Origin of the sequence: Dickeya parazeae Ech586, from assembly GCF_000025065.1 — a bacterium.
Lineage (GTDB): Bacteria > Pseudomonadota > Gammaproteobacteria > Enterobacterales > Enterobacteriaceae > Dickeya > Dickeya zeae.
On sequence record NC_013592.1, the window covers coordinates 2,721,393 to 2,736,195 of the forward strand.

Below are 14,803 nucleotides of genomic sequence, written 5' to 3' on the forward strand. Positions count from 1 at the left end.
AAAACATAATTAAACCATATAATTAATTCAAGTAAGATGTTCACCCATCAATATTCATAGCCTGATCACTATATCCAAAAAATGCTTTATTGCTATTTCAAGATCCTGTGCCATCTTTTATAAAACACAATAAAATCACTATAAAAGAGGTATATACCATGTCATCTGTGATGAATTATCACCTGCTTAACTTTCTGACTTGTATCTTATTGGAGCCTACTGTTCATTTCTTTCATCACACTGGTTTTCATGGCGGATATGACTGCCTGCTAATGCGAAAACACTGGCCGTAATTGCCCTATTCAAGCCATATTTTATATTCACGCTTATCTCTGGAGAGATTCATGAAAAAATTTATGTTTGCAGTTGGTTTATTGTTTCCGCTGAGTGCTATGGCCGCTACCGCCGTAGAGAATCAGCACAAAGAAGTGAAAGTTGGCGAGCAGTTTGAGGTGACGCTGCCAGCGAACCCTAGCACGGGCTATACCTGGGCTATCAAGAAACTGCCCGACGTGGTGGTGTTGACGGGCAAGTCTTACAAGCCCGGCGCGGAGTGCCACGATAAAGTCGGCTGTGGTGGTCATGAAATGTTCCACTTCAAGGCAGTAAAAGCCGGTGTTGGCGATATTGACCTCTCTTATTCGCGCCCGTGGGAAAAACAACCTCAACCGGATGATAAGGAAACGGTTATTAAGGTGACCGTGAAGTAAGGTACGTTTGCCGTCAGGGTGCTCGCCCACTTTATTTACCAGCCTCGCCCCTGACGGCTGTTATCGCAAAACACTGCGTATTCCCCCACCCACCATTTATTCGGCTTTCTGTGCGACAGGGTTACCCACCGTAAATAGCACCACATCCCTCCCCTGCCCCATACCGTAGTAGCGATGAAGCACGGGAAAGGCTCACCACAAGCAGTCGTATCATGGGGCGAAAAGCGCTAGATTAAGCCAATGAGGTATAACACAGGAAACACCATGAGGTTTGATGACGGGTTATGGCGCAAAAAACTGATTGCTTTGCTGATTGTTGTCGTGGTGATTGAACTGCTGTTATTGCTGATCCCTTGGGATCACCGTTGAGTCATGCCACCGGCATTGCGCCATAAGCAAATAAATCGTTCAGAGAATCCGTCTGTCGACGTAAGATAGGTTTTATTATTACCGCCAGGCCCATACGGTTCGTCAGGTGCAAGGCTCATTACCATAGCAACACAATCACGAGGGTTCACATGAACAAGCCACATACCCCTTTGCTGGCGATTGCCTTGTCGCTGCTGTCGCTGACGGCGTCCGCCGCCGATGGCTACAAAAACCTGAAATTTGGGTCTTCCGCCGCCACTATCCGGCAACAGGCGAATTGTTCACTGCGCGGCCCGGAGATGATCATGGGCCAGACGGTATACATCTGCCCTGATTTCAATTTTGCCGATAAGAAAACCCAGGCGATATTCAGTTTCAACAATGACAAATTCAACCGTATGGCTATCTCTATCACAATGGCCGATCTGCCAAGCGTCGTCGAAGGGTTAAAAAGCAAATACGGCATGACGACACCACTGTCAGCCAACGATGTGGATACCTTCATGAACAAGCCCAATACCCGCGTCACCGCCCGGTTCGACAAGAACACGATTACGCTGGTGTTCGATAACGGTATCGATAGCCAGAAGAATATCTACCTGGTGTATAACGCTGAAAACAGTGTCAGCGCCGGCCCGACGGCGGCACCGGCCAGCCGGGGCATCACCAAAGACGACCTGTAATATCACCATCCCGGCGCTCGGCGCCGGGCTCTTCTCGCAGCAACACGGCTATCACACGGGTTTATCCGGCATGCTGGTTTATCCAACATGTGGGTTTATCCAACATGTGGGTTTATCCAACATGATAGTCACTCCAGACTTTGACCAATACCGCGGCCGAAAGGCTCCAGCATACCACCGCCAGTAACAAAGCCGGTGGCAGGCGCATCACACCGGTAAAGTAATAGAGCGATATCAGGTACACCAGATAAGGGATCACCGCCCAAATACCAAACAGAATCGTGGCGCGCAACGCTTCCACACCACGCTCCGTTCCCACGATGTAGTGCGCAATCAACGCAAAGGTCGGAAACAGTGGCACCAACCCGGCAATGTAGTAATTACGGGTTTTGGCCAACAGGCCAATCAAAACCACCACAAGTGCGCCAAGCGCCGCTTTTATCAGTAAGGCCATATTGATGATGTTCGGTTATCGGTTTGCTATTCGGCACGTCACACGTCCGCCCTTTCCGCCCTTACTACCCGGCAGCTATTGCTATATCTAACAGAAAAGCCGCGCAAAAACAGGAGGCGCGCTATTTTTCTCAAAACCGCCCGCAAAACGCACGGCAACATCATGAATGATTGCAAAGTAAAAAGCCCCGAGACTCTCGGGGCTACACTCTGTAACGATGGCGGAAAATACCGGTTAGTGGGCGTGCTCCAGCGCCTTAGACGCCTGCGGATTACGGTTTTCAATGGCGATTTTCTTCGGTTTTTCGCTTTCCGGGATATCCTGCCGGAGGTTGACGGTCAGCAACCCGTTTTCCAGGTGTGCGCCTTCCACCTTGACATGCTCCGGTAGCGAATAACTGATGCTGAAATCCGTGCGGTTGATCCCACGGTAGAGCCAGCCTTCCTGATTTTGCGACGTTTCCGGTACGTCTTCACTGTGTTTGCCGCTAATGGTGAGCTGACCACCCTGTGTATTGATCTCTAATTCCTCTTCGCGCCAACCCGGCACACTCACCGTAATGCCGTAATGGGTGTCGTCAAGACGACGGATATCATAGGATGGTGTCGCACTAAGCGGCGTATCCCCCGTCAACTGGCTGAAAAGCCTGTCGATGCGGTTGAAACGATCAGAAAACAGTGAATCGGTAAACGCCGGAAATAAAGACACCGTTTTGAATGCCATGGTTAACCTCCTGAATATATCGAGACACACATTCAAAAGTGCAAACCGCAAGGCAACAGTATTGTCTTGCTTTCACTTCTTCATATAGATCCGTATCTGATTTTTTCAAGGGGATGGGTCAAGAAATCGACCAGCGGAAAACGGTGGGCGTCCCTGCCCGGTCAGTGCTGTCTTACACAATTACGGCGTTGCGGCTGTCACCAAACGCCACCGTTACCCACGGACGCGATGGCTATCCGGTAGCACCCGGTATAGCGCCAGCGCCACCACAAAGGTCACCGGCGCGGAAAATGACTGCAACAGCGCGCTGCCATGCATTAACGCTACCCCGGCAATCACGCTCAGCAGCCAGGCGATAAGGCCGGTCGGATTAAATGCACGAACCGCTGTTGTGGTCGGTAGAGAACGGCGACCAAGAATATGCGCCAGCGCCACGCCGACCCACGCCACCACAAACACCCCCTGATAGGCCAGCGCCTGCAAAATATAGGCGAAGACATCCGCCAGCATCAGGCCATATACCGCCGCGCCCACCACACAGGCCCAGACAATCTTGCGATGGCGCAACCGAAACAGTCGGTCAAAAAACACCTGCATGTTGACGGTAGCCAGATAATAGTTGGCGGTATTGATACGTGTTTGTGTCACCCACACAAACAGTAATCCCCAGAAACCGAGCAGATTAAGGATATTAACCACGACGGCGGTTTCACTGACGCCATTTTGCTGGGCAAAACTACTGACCAGATAGATACCTACCGCGCCATTGAGCAGGAAAGTAATCAGATAGAACGGCATACCGAAGTTAATGCGCGCATGATACTGACTGTCTTCCTGACGGCCGAAGCGGGCGTAATCAAAGGTGTACATCATCAGGATCCACACCCCCATATAGTAGGTAAAACAGTTCCACCAACCATTGGCAGGTGGCGACGCCGGGCCAAACGACAGCCATTGCGGCTGATAGCCATAATGCTGGATAGATACCGCAACCGTCAGCGCCAGACCTAACAGATAAAACGGCAACAGTACGCCATTGAATTTATCCAGCCAGTGCTGCACGCTGCCGAAAATCAACGGTACGCTGTAGAGCACCACCAGTAATGCCGCCCAACGATAATCCAGCGAGGGAAACAGGTGATTGATAGCAAACGCGATTACCGAGCCTTCAAACACGGCGTAATAAATCGCAGTAGAGAAAAAAATCAGCGTCGCCAGTGCTGACCCCGCCTGACCGAATAACTGGCCAGAAAACGCCGCCACCGACAGGCCGCTGCGGATGGCAAAACGACTAATCACCGCATTGATCACGCCGTAACACACCACAGAGAGCACCATGCCAATAATGGCATTGCGCGCACCGTAGTTCAGCGCCAGCGATGCACCGACCACAATGTAAAAAATCGCGCTGCACACCGCCCACCAGGCCATGGTCAGCGAGAGTTTGCCCATGCGCTCTGCGTCAGACACGGTATCGGCAGGCGTTACCACCTCCCCTTGTACTCCGGATATTTCAGCCATACACCCTCCACAGACCTGTCATTGATGTATCGTTGTTAACGTTAATAAAGTTGACGTTAATGAACCTGCTGATGCAGGTTTTAAGGCCGAACACACCCGCCGTGGCGGTAATAACCGCACGGTCAATGATGTATTCGGTATAATCAGACATGCCCCGCCGCCACCGTTGCCCTGGCGTTGGCGCGGGGTGAGATTTGGCGGGGCTGTCTGAAATCAGTGCGCTAACAGATGTTCCAGCCGCTCAAGGCGGTGGCGATAGTGCTGGCGGGCAAGAAGCGCCTCCTCCAGCGATACCGGCGTAAAGCGAACGCCGTAATGGGGCTGCAACTGTCCGATGAGGTCGAGATCACTGCTGATCACCGTTCCCAACGTCATGTACCCCCCGCCGGATACCGCGTCTCGCAGCAAAATAATCGGCTCCAACCCGCCCGGCACCTGTACCGAACCGATGGGATAACAGGCATCGACGATATTAGAGGGATCTGATCCGGCACCAAACGGTGGTGTGCGCGGCTCAAACGCCAACGGCGCGCCGCCTTTCAGTCGGTACCCGATACGATCCGCCTCGGTGCCAACCCGCCAGTCATCAGCAAAAAACTGCTCGACGGCGGCGGGAGTCAGCCGATGGATATACAACCCGGTGACCATGCGCAGCGTCACCTGCTTATCGAGCGGCTGAAGGCAATCTGCAGGCACCGTCACACCGGGGTTCACCTGACGGGTCGGTACCCCTATCGGTAAGACATCATTGGCCACCAGCCGCCGCCCCTGATAACCTCCCAGCGCGCCCAACGCATAGGTCGAACGGCTATCCAACACTTCCGGTACCGCAATTCCCCCGGCTACCGCCAGATAGGCACGACAGCCTGCCGTCGTCGGTGCAAATCGCAACACCTGACCGGCCCGCACCGCGAACGTGGTATTCATCGGCATGGCTTCGCCGTCCAGCAATGGCGACATACACGCGCCACACACCGCCACCACAGCATCGCCTTCAAACTGTAATTCCGGCCCTAACAGCGTCATTTCCAACACTGCCGCCTGTGCCGGATTCCCCACCAGCAGGTTGGCCAGCCGCAGTGAATACTGGTCTAACCCACCGGACGGCGGGATACCGAGATGGTAATACCCCTCGCGCCCGGTATCCTGTACCGAGGTGGCAAGCCCTGGCCGGATAACGTTGACTCGCCCACCCGATAGCTGCCCACTATTGCGCTGCATACAGCACCCCCTGAAGATAGTGTTTATAACCCACCGGGTCGGCGAGGAATTTATCCAGCTCAAACGTGACTGGGCGAATACGCAGACTGAAACGACCAGCTTCCACCGCCTGCACGTCTTGTTCGTAACGAGCCAGATCGATTGGCTTGAACTGCACGATGTCGCCCGCACGGAAAAACACCATCGACGATTGCAAATAGTCCAGCCGCTGTTCCGGGTCGTAAATCGGCGCGGGCGTTACGCCAAACAACTGATAGCCGCCTGCCCCACGAACCGAGTAGATGCAGCCGAAACAGCCGCCGTGCCCCAGCGACAGCTTGGGGGTATCGGTACGCGGGCGCAGGTATTTCGGTACCTGAAGCTGTTGTGCCTGCTCTGCCATTTGGAACATGAACGGTAATCCCGCCACGAACCCCACCATCGACACAAACCACGGTGTACCGCTGTGCGCGGCAATAAACGCCGCCACATCCTGATAACCGTTGATGCGAGCGGCGTACTCCAGATCAGTAGCGCCGGGGTCCTGATGACGATCGCGAAACCGCATCAGGGTCTCGTGCGTCCAGGGGTCGTTGTACAACACCGGAATTTCGATGATGCGTGTGTCGAGCACCGTCATCGTTTGCGCCTGACTCTCGGTTTGCCGCACCTGTTCCAGCAGCGCCTGCGGTGCGATGACGTCTGGATTAAAACGCACCTGAAACGATGCGTTGGCAAGGCAAATATCCAGTACGCCGGGCAACGCCTGCTGTTCGAGTGCACGGGTCATCGCCAATCCACGGAAGAACGCCCCCAACGACATCGCTTCATCAATTTCAGCAAATAAGTGCTCATCGCCACCAAAGGTGTACCTGATTTCAGGGAACGTCATCTCAGGCCTCCTTGGTCAGCGGTAGCGCATGAGTCGCTTCCCGCTCCTGTAGCCAGTTTTCCAACGAAGTGGTATCAAAGCGCCCAGCCCGCACGCGGGGGTCAGCCAACAGCCACTGGTGTAACGATTGCGTGGTCGTGATGCCATCGATCCGCAACTGACGCAACGCCTGTTCGGCACGGGCCAGTGCTTGTGAGCGATCCGCTCCTGACACCACCACTTTCGCCAGCAGCGAGTCGTAATACGGTGGAATCCGGTAACCACTGAACACATGGCTGTCGATACGAATGCCGGGGCCCTGCGGCCAGGTCAGCGAGGTCACCACGCCGGGGCAAGGAAAGAAATTCCGCGCTGGGTCTTCCGCATTAATTCGCATTTCGCAGGCATGCCCGCGTAAGGCGATGTCCTCCTGACTCAGCGCAAGGGGTTCACCACTGGCGATACGCAACATCCACTGCACCAGATCAACGCCGGTTACCCGCTCGGTAACCGGGTGTTCGACCTGAATGCGGGTATTCATTTCGATAAAATAGAACTGCTCTCGCTCGGTATCAAACAGGTATTCCAGCGTACCGGCGCTGCGATAGCGCAACTGCTGTGCCAACTGCAATGCGCTACGGCACAGCGCGTCACGCTGTTCTGGTGATAACGCCGATGAAGGCGCTTCCTCAAAGACTTTCTGACGTCGGCGTTGCAGCGAGCATTCACGCTCATACAAATGCACCGCCCGTTCGCCATCCCCCAGAATTTGCACTTCAATGTGGCGGGCATGACGAATAAACAGCTCCAGATAGACATCGCCACATCCAAATGCCGCTTTCGCTTCACTTTGGGCGATCGGTAATTCTCGTTTCAGGTCATCCTCGTTATTCACAACCCGAATGCCGCGCCCACCGCCACCGGCGGCGGCTTTAATCAACAATGGATAGCCAATCTCCGTCGCCGCCTGCAACGCCGCTTCCAATGATGACAGCACCCCGGAACCGGGAACGACCGGCACCCCGGCAGCCTGTGCCGTGCGCCGCGCCGCCGCTTTGTCCCCCATCAGGCGAATGGTGTCCGCCGTAGGGCCGACAAACACCAGCCCGGCCTGTTCCACCGCGTCGGCAAATGCCGCATTCTCCGACAGGAAACCGTATCCCGGGTGGACCGCATCGGCGGCGCAATCCCGGGCGGCGTTGAGCAACGCGGCCTGATTCAGGTAACTTTGATCGGCACGCGCCGGACCTAACAATACCGTTTCATCCGCCAGACGCGCGGGCAATGAATCGATGTCGGCTTCGCTGCAGGCAGCGACCGACGTGATCCCCAGACTGCGGGCGGCATGAATAATGCGTACGGCAATCTCCCCACGGTTGGCGATAAGCAATTTTTTGATCGGCTGACGCATCGTTGTGGTCCTCCTGATGGCGTAATAATGAGGTTTATAGGGTAGATTTACCGTTATTCATCGATTTTTATGATGGCTATAACCTGCCCCGGTTCCAGCGCATCACCGTTATTCACACAAAACGAGACTAATACCCCTGCCTGCTCGGCATAAATCTCACTGAACTGTTTCATCACTTCAACCAGGCCAATAACGCTATTCGCCATCACCGGGGTATTTTCTTCAATAAACACAGGGGTATCCGGGGCAGGCTGACGATAGAAAATACCCGGCAAAGGGGAACACACTTCATATGTTTTCATTATCTTTAACCCTTATATTTATTGACTGATTACCGATGATTGAAACTATTTTTCAATGGCGATCGCACCTGAATATTGGCGTCATTCAATGCTTCTCGCGTGGCTTTAATTAATGACAGCGCACCGGGGGTATCACTATGAATACAGATAGAATCAAACTCGACAGCGATATCCTCGCCGTCAACCGTCGTGACCTTGCCCTCAACACACGCGCGCACGACCTTCGCCGCCACCGCCGTCGGGTCGAGCGCACCAACACGGCGGGTAAATACGATAGAACCGCTGATGTCGTATTCCCTGTCACCATAAAACTCGCAAATAACAGGGTGTTGCAGTTTTTTCGCCTCCTGCCACACCAGGGAGCCGTGCAGGCAAAATAACCGTAATTCCGGGTCCAGCCGGTGTAGTGCTTCCACAAACTGTTGCGCGCAAACCTGATCGCGGGCCAGATGCATATACAATGCGCCATGTGGTTTCACATGCTGCAACGGTAATTGGTGCAGTCGGGTAAATTCCCGCACCGCCCCAAGCTGATACAAAATGTCATTCACCACTTCCTGTGGCTGGCTATGAATATGCCGACGACCAAAACCAACCAGATCGCGAAATCCGGGATGAGCACCCACCGCCACGCCACACGCCTTAGCCCATTCAATGGTTTGACATATCGTTGAAGGATCGCCTGCGTGAAATCCGGCGGCAATATTGGCCGAACTGATATAAGGCATAATTTCCTGGTCAACGTTATCGCCTATTTTCCAGGGACCGAAGTTTTCGCCCATGTCGGAATTCAGATCGATTTCATATTTCATAGTTATTTCTTATTTGTGATGGTTTTGTTTAAAAATAATATAGAACTACAATTTTCCATTCGGAAAGACGTATTTTCAGAACACTTACTATCTGAAAAACAGAACGCTCATCGATAAGGAACCGGTCATGGTCACATTGCGTCAGATCCGCTACTTCATCGCCACTGCCGAGATGGGCCAAATCTCACAGGCGGCGATTCATCTCAACATTTCGCAGTCGGCGGTTACGACCGCTATTCAGGAGCTGGAACACCTGCTGGGGAAACCGCTGTTCCTACGCTCGGTACACGGTATGACGCTGACGGAAAACGGCAGTTACTTCCTTAATCACGCTTATGCGGTGCTGCGCAGTGTGAACGACGCCATGAACATCCCGTTAACTGACAACCGGATCAGCGGCTCACTGAATATCGCCGCCAGCTACACGGTCATGGGCTACTTCCTGCCCTTTCACCTGCAACGGCTGTCTGACGGTTTTCCACACGTCACCTTGCATCTCAACGAACGTGAGCGGCAGGATATCGAATTGGGGTTATTGGACCGCTCGTTGGATCTATCGTTAGTGCTGACGGCTAACCTCACGCATCCGGAAATCACCTCAGAAACCCTGTTTAATTCCGAGCGACGTTTATGGCTGCCCAGTCGGCATCCTTTGTGTGATAAAGCGGAAGTGAGCCTGGCGGATGTTGCCGACGAGCCTTTTATCATGCTGACCGTCGATGAGGCGGACCACAGTGCGATGCGTTACTGGGAATCCAGCGGACACCGCCCGAAGGTGATGTTACGCACCAGCTCAGTGGAAGCGGTGCGCAGCATGGTGGCGAATGGGTTAGGTGTGGCGATACTGTCTGATCTGGTGTACCGCCCCTGGTCGCTTGAGGGGCGGCGTATCGAGACCCGTTCGCTAAAAGACAAGGTTCACCCGATGAGCGTCGGGCTAGCCTGGTACCGTGACGCCGAGTTTACCCCGGCCATGCAGGCGGTTCGGGAATATTTCCGTAATCTGTTCCTGACGCCTCAGTTGGCGTTTTCACGCCGTTAGGCTGATGCCGGAACCGGACGGCGTGGACCAAAACGCAACGCCATCAGGATCAAGACGACAACACCTGCCGCCATAATCAGCCAGGCTTGATTCAACCCGCTGGTATGCTGCCGGATGAATCCAGCCAGCAGTGGCATCAGGCTGGCTATCAGGTAACCACCGCCTTGCACAAACCCCATCAATGCCCCGGCCTGACGTGGGTCGTCCACCTGATCCAGCGCGATAATCAGCGATAGCGGAAACAACGCACCGATCCCAAGCCCCAGAGCAATCATAATCGGCAGCACCAGCGTCAGCGGTGCCAGTATCAGGCCCGCCATGCCCAGCAACAGCAACAGCAACACCGGCAGCAACAGATAGCGCCGGTCAGGAACATGGTTGATAAGCCACGACACCAGCAACCCGGCCACCACTTCTGTCAGCGTCAGCCCGCCCAGGAGCAGGCCACTATGGGCCGAACTCCAGCCAAGCTGGGTGTAGTACGGCGGCAACCAGGCCAGCACCAGGGTATAGGCCGCGGTGCCGATACCAAAAAAGATCATCAACGCCCACGCCCGGCTACGCGACAATGTGGTAACCGCCTTCGAGTGCGGTGCGTTATTCGGCATTGGATTGAGCGACACGGTGATCATCCAGGCCATGGCAGCCAGCGTCGCCAGACCGCCCCATATTGCCAGCGCACCGTCCCAATCCATCACATCGGCCAGCGGCGAGACACTGGCGGCCGCCAGCGCGGCACCCGCCATAATCGCGGTGGTGTACAACCCCATCAGGCGGCTGCTTTGTTGACTGAAGCTACGACGTAAAAACGACGGCATCAACGCCTGAATCAACGCAATACCGATACCCGCTAACGCCGCGGTCAGCAGTAACCCGGCGGTGCCAGTTAACCAACAGCGTAGCAGGCTGGCAACCGCAATGCCGACAATACCGATCCCGATCCCCCGGTATTCACCCACCCTGGCCTGCAACCACCCACCATACAAGGCACAGATTCCCATAGCGAACACCGGCAACGTTGTCAGCAGACCCGCCTGCGTATCCCCCATGCCGGTATCCGCCTGAATCCGTGACAACAGTGGCCCAATACCGGCCAGCACCGGACGGAGGTTAAGTCCCAGTAACATGACGGTAATAACGACAAAACATAGTGATTTGGCACGAATTGCGTGTGACATAGCGCTCCCTGTGGCTCCTGATACTTGAGCAACGATACATTTTACCCATAGAATATCTTCACAAAAAGAATCTTAACGTCAAGATAAATTACACGTATGACTGATCGAGCAGATAACGCATATGAGCAATGGCAGCGGGAAAGACCGGATATTGATCCGTTCCCGATGCAACTGGTGGGAAGGCTGTTTGAAGCCTCGTTGCGGCTGGAACGGGATCATCTCAATCCGCTGTTTGCGCAGTTCGGTCTGCGTCCCGGTGAATTTGATGTACTGGCCACATTGCGACGTAGTGGCGCACCTTACGCCCTGACCCCCACGCAACTGTACGAAGCGCTGATGATGTCATCAGGCGGTATGACTAACCGTATCGACCGGCTGGAGCAGGCACAATGGGTCGTGCGTCAAAGTAACCCGCAAGACCGACGCGGCACCCTGGTGAGGTTGACAGAAAAAGGGCGAGAACAGGTGGAGGCGCTGCTGAGGCTGCATATTGATAACGAACGGCAACTACTGGCATCACTGGATGCAGACGAACAGCAACAGCTGAATGTGTTGCTCAAAAAATTACTGGCAGGATTGCCACCGCAATAAAAAATCCGCCCGGACGGGCGGATTTTTAAGCGTACGGTGGTTACACCGCACCTGTCGCACTGGGTGCGATTAGAAACGGTAGCCTACGCCAACGTTCCAGCTGCCCACGTCAACGCTACGGATGCGGCTCTGTTCGTAGCCAACATCAAAGGCAACGTTCTGAACCGGGTTGAACTGCAGACCAGCACCATACACAAAGCCAGCATCGCTGGTGCGGTTGTTGGAAGAACCGTCAGTTTGGTTGAAGGTGAACTTGCCTGCGCTCACACCCACCAGACCGTAGATGCTTGCCCAGTCATTGAAGCGGAAAGACGGACCTGCGCTGAAACCGTAGTACTGGTTCTTGTTGTAGGTGGAGTCAATAGTCTGGCTGTCTTGCAGGTAAGTGAAAGAACCTACCACGCCCAGTTGGCTATTATCGAACTCGTAACGGTACTTCAGGTTGAAGCCCGGCAGTTTGTTCTGCACGCTCTGAGCGTCGCCCTGAGCATAACCCAGAGTAACAGTACTTTCACCAGCGACAGCAGAACCAGCGCTTACAGCCAAAACGCAAGCTAAAGCGGAAAGACACGCGATTTTTTTCATAATATGCCTCGAATTTATCTTACCAAAGAAGATTTAAGCGAGGTAAATATAACAAAAAATTAGGGCGCATGCTGCCTGGTTATTATTTTTCAATTAGGATAAACATGTAACAAATTTTTTCAATATCAAGGTAATCGACTGTTTTAAAACAAAAAACAAAGTTCATTTTTGCATGAAAAAAATAATAACAGGCTGTTCTTTGATACAGAGTTTTCTTAATTTTTTGATTAATTTTCAGGCTGATTTTATATCAAAAAAAAGATTTTCAAAGTGAGAGTAAATTAAGGTCAACAAGAGTAAACTAAGCGAGAATAATTTGTTCATTTATTGCCTGCTTTTCCCCGATTGCCCCACTGAATGTTAAGGCCCTGCAATGACCTTGATTTCCGCATTAAAAAACTCCGTTCTGTTGCCAGTATTACTGCTCATCATCGCCATGCTGTCCATCCAGACGGGGGCCGCGCTGGCCAAAACTGTCTTTCCACTGATCGGCGCATCCGGCATGACGGTGCTGCGTCTGGCGATAGGCTCGCTGATTTTACTGATAGCGTTCAAACCCTGGCGACTACGCGCGGGTTCCAACCGGTTGCCATTGCTGATTTATGGCATCACGCTGGGCGGCATGAACTATCTGTTTTATCTGGCGGTGCGCACCGTACCGCTGGGTATTGCAGTAGCGCTGGAATTCACCGGGCCACTGGCGGTAGCAATACTGGCCTCGCGCCGGGTGTTGGATTTCGTGTGGATAGCGCTGGCCGCCGCTGGGCTGTGGCTGCTGTTACCGCTCGGCCAGCACGTCAATAATGTCGATCTCGCCGGTGCGGCTTTCGCTGTGGGCGCAGGGGCCTGCTGGGCAGGCTATATCCTGTTCGGCCAAAAGGCAGGTGCCAGCCACGGGGCCAGTACTGTCGCGATGGGCTCGCTTATCGCCGCGCTGGTGTATTGCCCGATTGGGCTGCTGTTTTCCGATATCAGCAGCTTATTGTCGATGAGCATCTTACCCATCGGAATTGCCGTAGCGGTACTGTCTACCGCCTTACCCTACACATTAGAAATGATGGCGTTGACCCGGCTGCCAACGCGCACCTTCAGCACATTGATGAGTCTGGAGCCTGCGGTAGCAGCCTTATCCGGCATACTGTTTTTGAATGAGCACCTGACCCTCACGCAGTGGCTGGCGCTGGCATTCATTATTATTGCGTCTCTGGGCACCACGCTCAGCGTAAAAACACGTAGCGCCTCTGCCACATCCTAAAACATCAGTTGTCAGTATTGGTCTGCGATACTGACCCATCATTACGGTGTAACCCTGGCTGAAAAATAATTTCCCACCGGTCATCCGGCTGGGAAATAGTGCGTTGGTTATCTTCACTGCCGTCAGTCGCGAGTGTCATTCTTCGCTGATGTGTTATTAACCACCGTATTCAGAAAATCAGTGGATTATTCCAATAGCACTAAATGTGAAGTTAACCTTCTTGTTTTCGTCATCAGGCTGGCAACATAAATCACTCGCCCTCCTTCTCCGATCTGCTTTCGCTTTTTTAGCGAGTGATGTGAGCGATAAATAACATGCCAACGGCGCGTTATTTCTCACTGACTGAAGCTATTCCTGTAATAGACCGAACTGAGCATCCCCGACTGATATCGGCTGTTATAATTCTTTTTGTTGAAAGCCAGAATCACTATCAGCAACAGAAGAAATAAAGAGGATAACACTATGCGTACAGCCAAACTGGTAAAAGCAGCATCTGCTGACCTTATTTTCACCCGTAACGATCTGGACGATAACGTTAAAGCCTCGACCATCGCCCTGCTCAACCAGCTGGTCGTGGACTTTACCGATCTGTCGCTTATTACCAAACAGGCGCACTGGAATATGCGTGGCGCCAATTTCATCGCCGTACATGAAATGCTGGATACCTTCCGCACATCGCTGGTGACCCATCTGGATACCTTCGCCGAACGCGTAGTGCAGTTGGGCGGCGTAGCAACCGGCACAGTACAGGTCATCCATCAGAATACGGCGTTAGCCAGCTACCCACTGACGCTCCACAGCGTGCAAGACCATCTGAAAGCGCTGGCGGATCGCTATGCCGTTGTTGCCAATGCGGTTCGTAAAGCCATCAGTCAGGCGCAGGACGAAGATACCGCCGACATGCTTACTGCTGCCTCCCGCGATCTGGATCAGTACCTGTGGTTTATCGAAGCTAACATCGAATAATTCATCAATCACTGCCGGCGGCTCTGCCGCCGGGTTTCCCCGACTGTTATCAGCACTTCCCCTTCACCGTTGTTCTCTCTGCCCCATTTTCCACGATTCTGACATCATCAGACGTCATGAAATAATATGC

General features: G+C 53.4%; 16 protein-coding genes. 6 read left to right on the top strand and 10 right to left on the bottom strand.

What is annotated here, in order from left to right; translation table 11 throughout:
• Positions 1 to 344 precede the first annotated feature (344 nt).
• Positions 345 to 710: a protease inhibitor I42 family protein gene (locus DD586_RS11945; protein WP_012885079.1), complete on the top strand. Its 366-nt coding sequence runs from the start codon at positions 345 to 347 to the stop codon at positions 708 to 710.
• Between the two features lie 518 nt (positions 711 to 1,228).
• On the top strand, positions 1,229 to 1,762 hold the full coding sequence (locus DD586_RS11950; protein ID WP_012885081.1) for a hypothetical protein: 534 nt from the start codon (positions 1,229 to 1,231) through the stop codon (positions 1,760 to 1,762).
• Between the two features lie 112 nt (positions 1,763 to 1,874).
• On the opposite strand, the gene DD586_RS11955 is transcribed toward DD586_RS11950, so the two are convergent.
• The 8 genes from DD586_RS11955 to DD586_RS11990 form a co-directional block, all read right to left on the bottom strand.
• On the bottom strand, positions 1,875 to 2,216 hold the full coding sequence (locus DD586_RS11955; RefSeq protein WP_012885082.1) for a GlpM family protein: 342 nt from the start codon (positions 2,214 to 2,216) through the stop codon (positions 1,875 to 1,877).
• Positions 2,217 to 2,450: 234 nt separating this feature from the next.
• On the bottom strand, positions 2,451 to 2,939 hold the full coding sequence (locus DD586_RS11960) for an Hsp20 family protein (RefSeq protein ID WP_012885083.1): 489 nt from the start codon (positions 2,937 to 2,939) through the stop codon (positions 2,451 to 2,453).
• A 213-nt stretch (positions 2,940 to 3,152) separates the two neighbouring features.
• Positions 3,153 to 4,460: a purine-cytosine permease family protein gene (locus DD586_RS11965; protein WP_012885084.1), complete on the bottom strand. Its 1,308-nt coding sequence runs from the start codon at positions 4,458 to 4,460 to the stop codon at positions 3,153 to 3,155.
• Between the two features lie 213 nt (positions 4,461 to 4,673).
• Entirely contained in the window at positions 4,674 to 5,681 is a 1,008-nt protein-coding gene (locus DD586_RS11970) for a 5-oxoprolinase subunit C family protein (RefSeq protein WP_012885085.1), read from the bottom strand.
• Complete coding sequence (locus DD586_RS11975; RefSeq protein WP_012885086.1) at positions 5,668 to 6,552, bottom strand: 5-oxoprolinase subunit B family protein; 885 nt, start codon at positions 6,550 to 6,552, stop codon at positions 5,668 to 5,670. Before DD586_RS11975 ends, DD586_RS11970 begins: the two co-directional genes overlap by 14 nt.
• Before the next feature lies 1 nt (position 6,553).
• A complete protein-coding gene (locus DD586_RS11980; RefSeq protein WP_012885087.1) occupies positions 6,554 to 7,942 on the bottom strand; it encodes an acetyl-CoA carboxylase biotin carboxylase subunit in 1,389 nt (462 codons plus the stop codon).
• A gap of 53 nt (positions 7,943 to 7,995) precedes the next feature.
• A complete protein-coding gene (locus DD586_RS11985) occupies positions 7,996 to 8,244 on the bottom strand; it encodes an acetyl-CoA carboxylase (RefSeq protein WP_012885088.1) in 249 nt (82 codons plus the stop codon).
• 29 nt (positions 8,245 to 8,273) lie between these two features.
• Complete coding sequence (locus tag DD586_RS11990; protein ID WP_012885089.1) at positions 8,274 to 9,056, bottom strand: 5-oxoprolinase subunit PxpA; 783 nt, start codon at positions 9,054 to 9,056, stop codon at positions 8,274 to 8,276.
• A gap of 127 nt (positions 9,057 to 9,183) precedes the next feature.
• Here DD586_RS11990 and DD586_RS11995 point away from each other — a divergent pair, with 127 nt between their 5' ends.
• On the top strand, positions 9,184 to 10,098 hold the full coding sequence (locus tag DD586_RS11995) for a LysR family transcriptional regulator (RefSeq protein WP_012885090.1): 915 nt from the start codon (positions 9,184 to 9,186) through the stop codon (positions 10,096 to 10,098).
• On the opposite strand, the gene DD586_RS12000 is transcribed toward DD586_RS11995, so the two are convergent.
• Complete coding sequence (locus tag DD586_RS12000) at positions 10,095 to 11,276, bottom strand: MFS transporter (protein WP_012885091.1); 1,182 nt, start codon at positions 11,274 to 11,276, stop codon at positions 10,095 to 10,097. The genes DD586_RS11995 and DD586_RS12000 overlap by 4 nt on opposite strands.
• A gap of 96 nt (positions 11,277 to 11,372) precedes the next feature.
• Here DD586_RS12000 and DD586_RS12005 point away from each other — a divergent pair, with 96 nt between their 5' ends.
• Positions 11,373 to 11,867, top strand: a complete 495-nt coding sequence (locus DD586_RS12005; protein WP_012885092.1) for a MarR family winged helix-turn-helix transcriptional regulator — start codon at positions 11,373 to 11,375, stop codon at positions 11,865 to 11,867.
• Positions 11,868 to 11,936: 69 nt separating this feature from the next.
• Here the strand turns inward: DD586_RS12005 and ompX are convergent, their stop codons facing one another.
• Positions 11,937 to 12,452, bottom strand: a complete 516-nt coding sequence (gene ompX / locus DD586_RS12010) for an outer membrane protein OmpX (RefSeq protein ID WP_012885093.1) — start codon at positions 12,450 to 12,452, stop codon at positions 11,937 to 11,939.
• Between the two features lie 373 nt (positions 12,453 to 12,825).
• Between ompX and rhtA the strand changes: the two genes are divergently transcribed.
• Together rhtA and dps are read left to right on the top strand one after the other, a co-directional pair.
• Positions 12,826 to 13,707, top strand: a complete 882-nt coding sequence (gene rhtA, locus DD586_RS12015) for a threonine/homoserine exporter RhtA (protein ID WP_012885094.1) — start codon at positions 12,826 to 12,828, stop codon at positions 13,705 to 13,707.
• Positions 13,708 to 14,169: 462 nt separating this feature from the next.
• A complete protein-coding gene (gene dps, locus DD586_RS12020) occupies positions 14,170 to 14,673 on the top strand; it encodes a DNA starvation/stationary phase protection protein Dps (RefSeq protein ID WP_012885095.1) in 504 nt (167 codons plus the stop codon).
• Positions 14,674 to 14,803: the final 130 nt, after the last annotated feature.

What these genes read in the sequence shown, in the direction of transcription:
- DD586_RS11945 (WP_012885079.1), top strand. Translation starts at nt 345, where the DNA reads ATGAAAAAATTTATGTTTGCAGTTGGTTTATTGTTTCCGCTGAGTGCT.
- DD586_RS11985 (WP_012885088.1), bottom strand. Translation starts at nt 8,244, where the DNA reads ATGAAAACATATGAAGTGTGTTCCCCTTTGCCGGGTATTTTCTATCGT.
- DD586_RS11990 (WP_012885089.1), bottom strand. Translation starts at nt 9,056, where the DNA reads ATGAAATATGAAATCGATCTGAATTCCGACATGGGCGAAAACTTCGGT.
- DD586_RS11955 (WP_012885082.1), bottom strand. Translation starts at nt 2,216, where the DNA reads ATGGCCTTACTGATAAAAGCGGCGCTTGGCGCACTTGTGGTGGTTTTG.
- DD586_RS12000 (WP_012885091.1), bottom strand. Translation starts at nt 11,276, where the DNA reads ATGTCACACGCAATTCGTGCCAAATCACTATGTTTTGTCGTTATTACC.
- dps (WP_012885095.1), top strand. Translation starts at nt 14,170, where the DNA reads ATGCGTACAGCCAAACTGGTAAAAGCAGCATCTGCTGACCTTATTTTC.
- DD586_RS12005 (WP_012885092.1), top strand. Translation starts at nt 11,373, where the DNA reads ATGACTGATCGAGCAGATAACGCATATGAGCAATGGCAGCGGGAAAGA.
- rhtA (WP_012885094.1), top strand. Translation starts at nt 12,826, where the DNA reads ATGACCTTGATTTCCGCATTAAAAAACTCCGTTCTGTTGCCAGTATTA.
- DD586_RS11975 (WP_012885086.1), bottom strand. Translation starts at nt 6,552, where the DNA reads ATGACGTTCCCTGAAATCAGGTACACCTTTGGTGGCGATGAGCACTTA.
- DD586_RS11970 (WP_012885085.1), bottom strand. Translation starts at nt 5,681, where the DNA reads ATGCAGCGCAATAGTGGGCAGCTATCGGGTGGGCGAGTCAACGTTATC.
- DD586_RS11960 (WP_012885083.1), bottom strand. Translation starts at nt 2,939, where the DNA reads ATGGCATTCAAAACGGTGTCTTTATTTCCGGCGTTTACCGATTCACTG.
- DD586_RS11965 (WP_012885084.1), bottom strand. Translation starts at nt 4,460, where the DNA reads ATGGCTGAAATATCCGGAGTACAAGGGGAGGTGGTAACGCCTGCCGAT.
- DD586_RS11995 (WP_012885090.1), top strand. Translation starts at nt 9,184, where the DNA reads ATGGTCACATTGCGTCAGATCCGCTACTTCATCGCCACTGCCGAGATG.
- DD586_RS11980 (WP_012885087.1), bottom strand. Translation starts at nt 7,942, where the DNA reads ATGCGTCAGCCGATCAAAAAATTGCTTATCGCCAACCGTGGGGAGATT.
- DD586_RS11950 (WP_012885081.1), top strand. Translation starts at nt 1,229, where the DNA reads ATGAACAAGCCACATACCCCTTTGCTGGCGATTGCCTTGTCGCTGCTG.
- ompX (WP_012885093.1), bottom strand. Translation starts at nt 12,452, where the DNA reads ATGAAAAAAATCGCGTGTCTTTCCGCTTTAGCTTGCGTTTTGGCTGTA.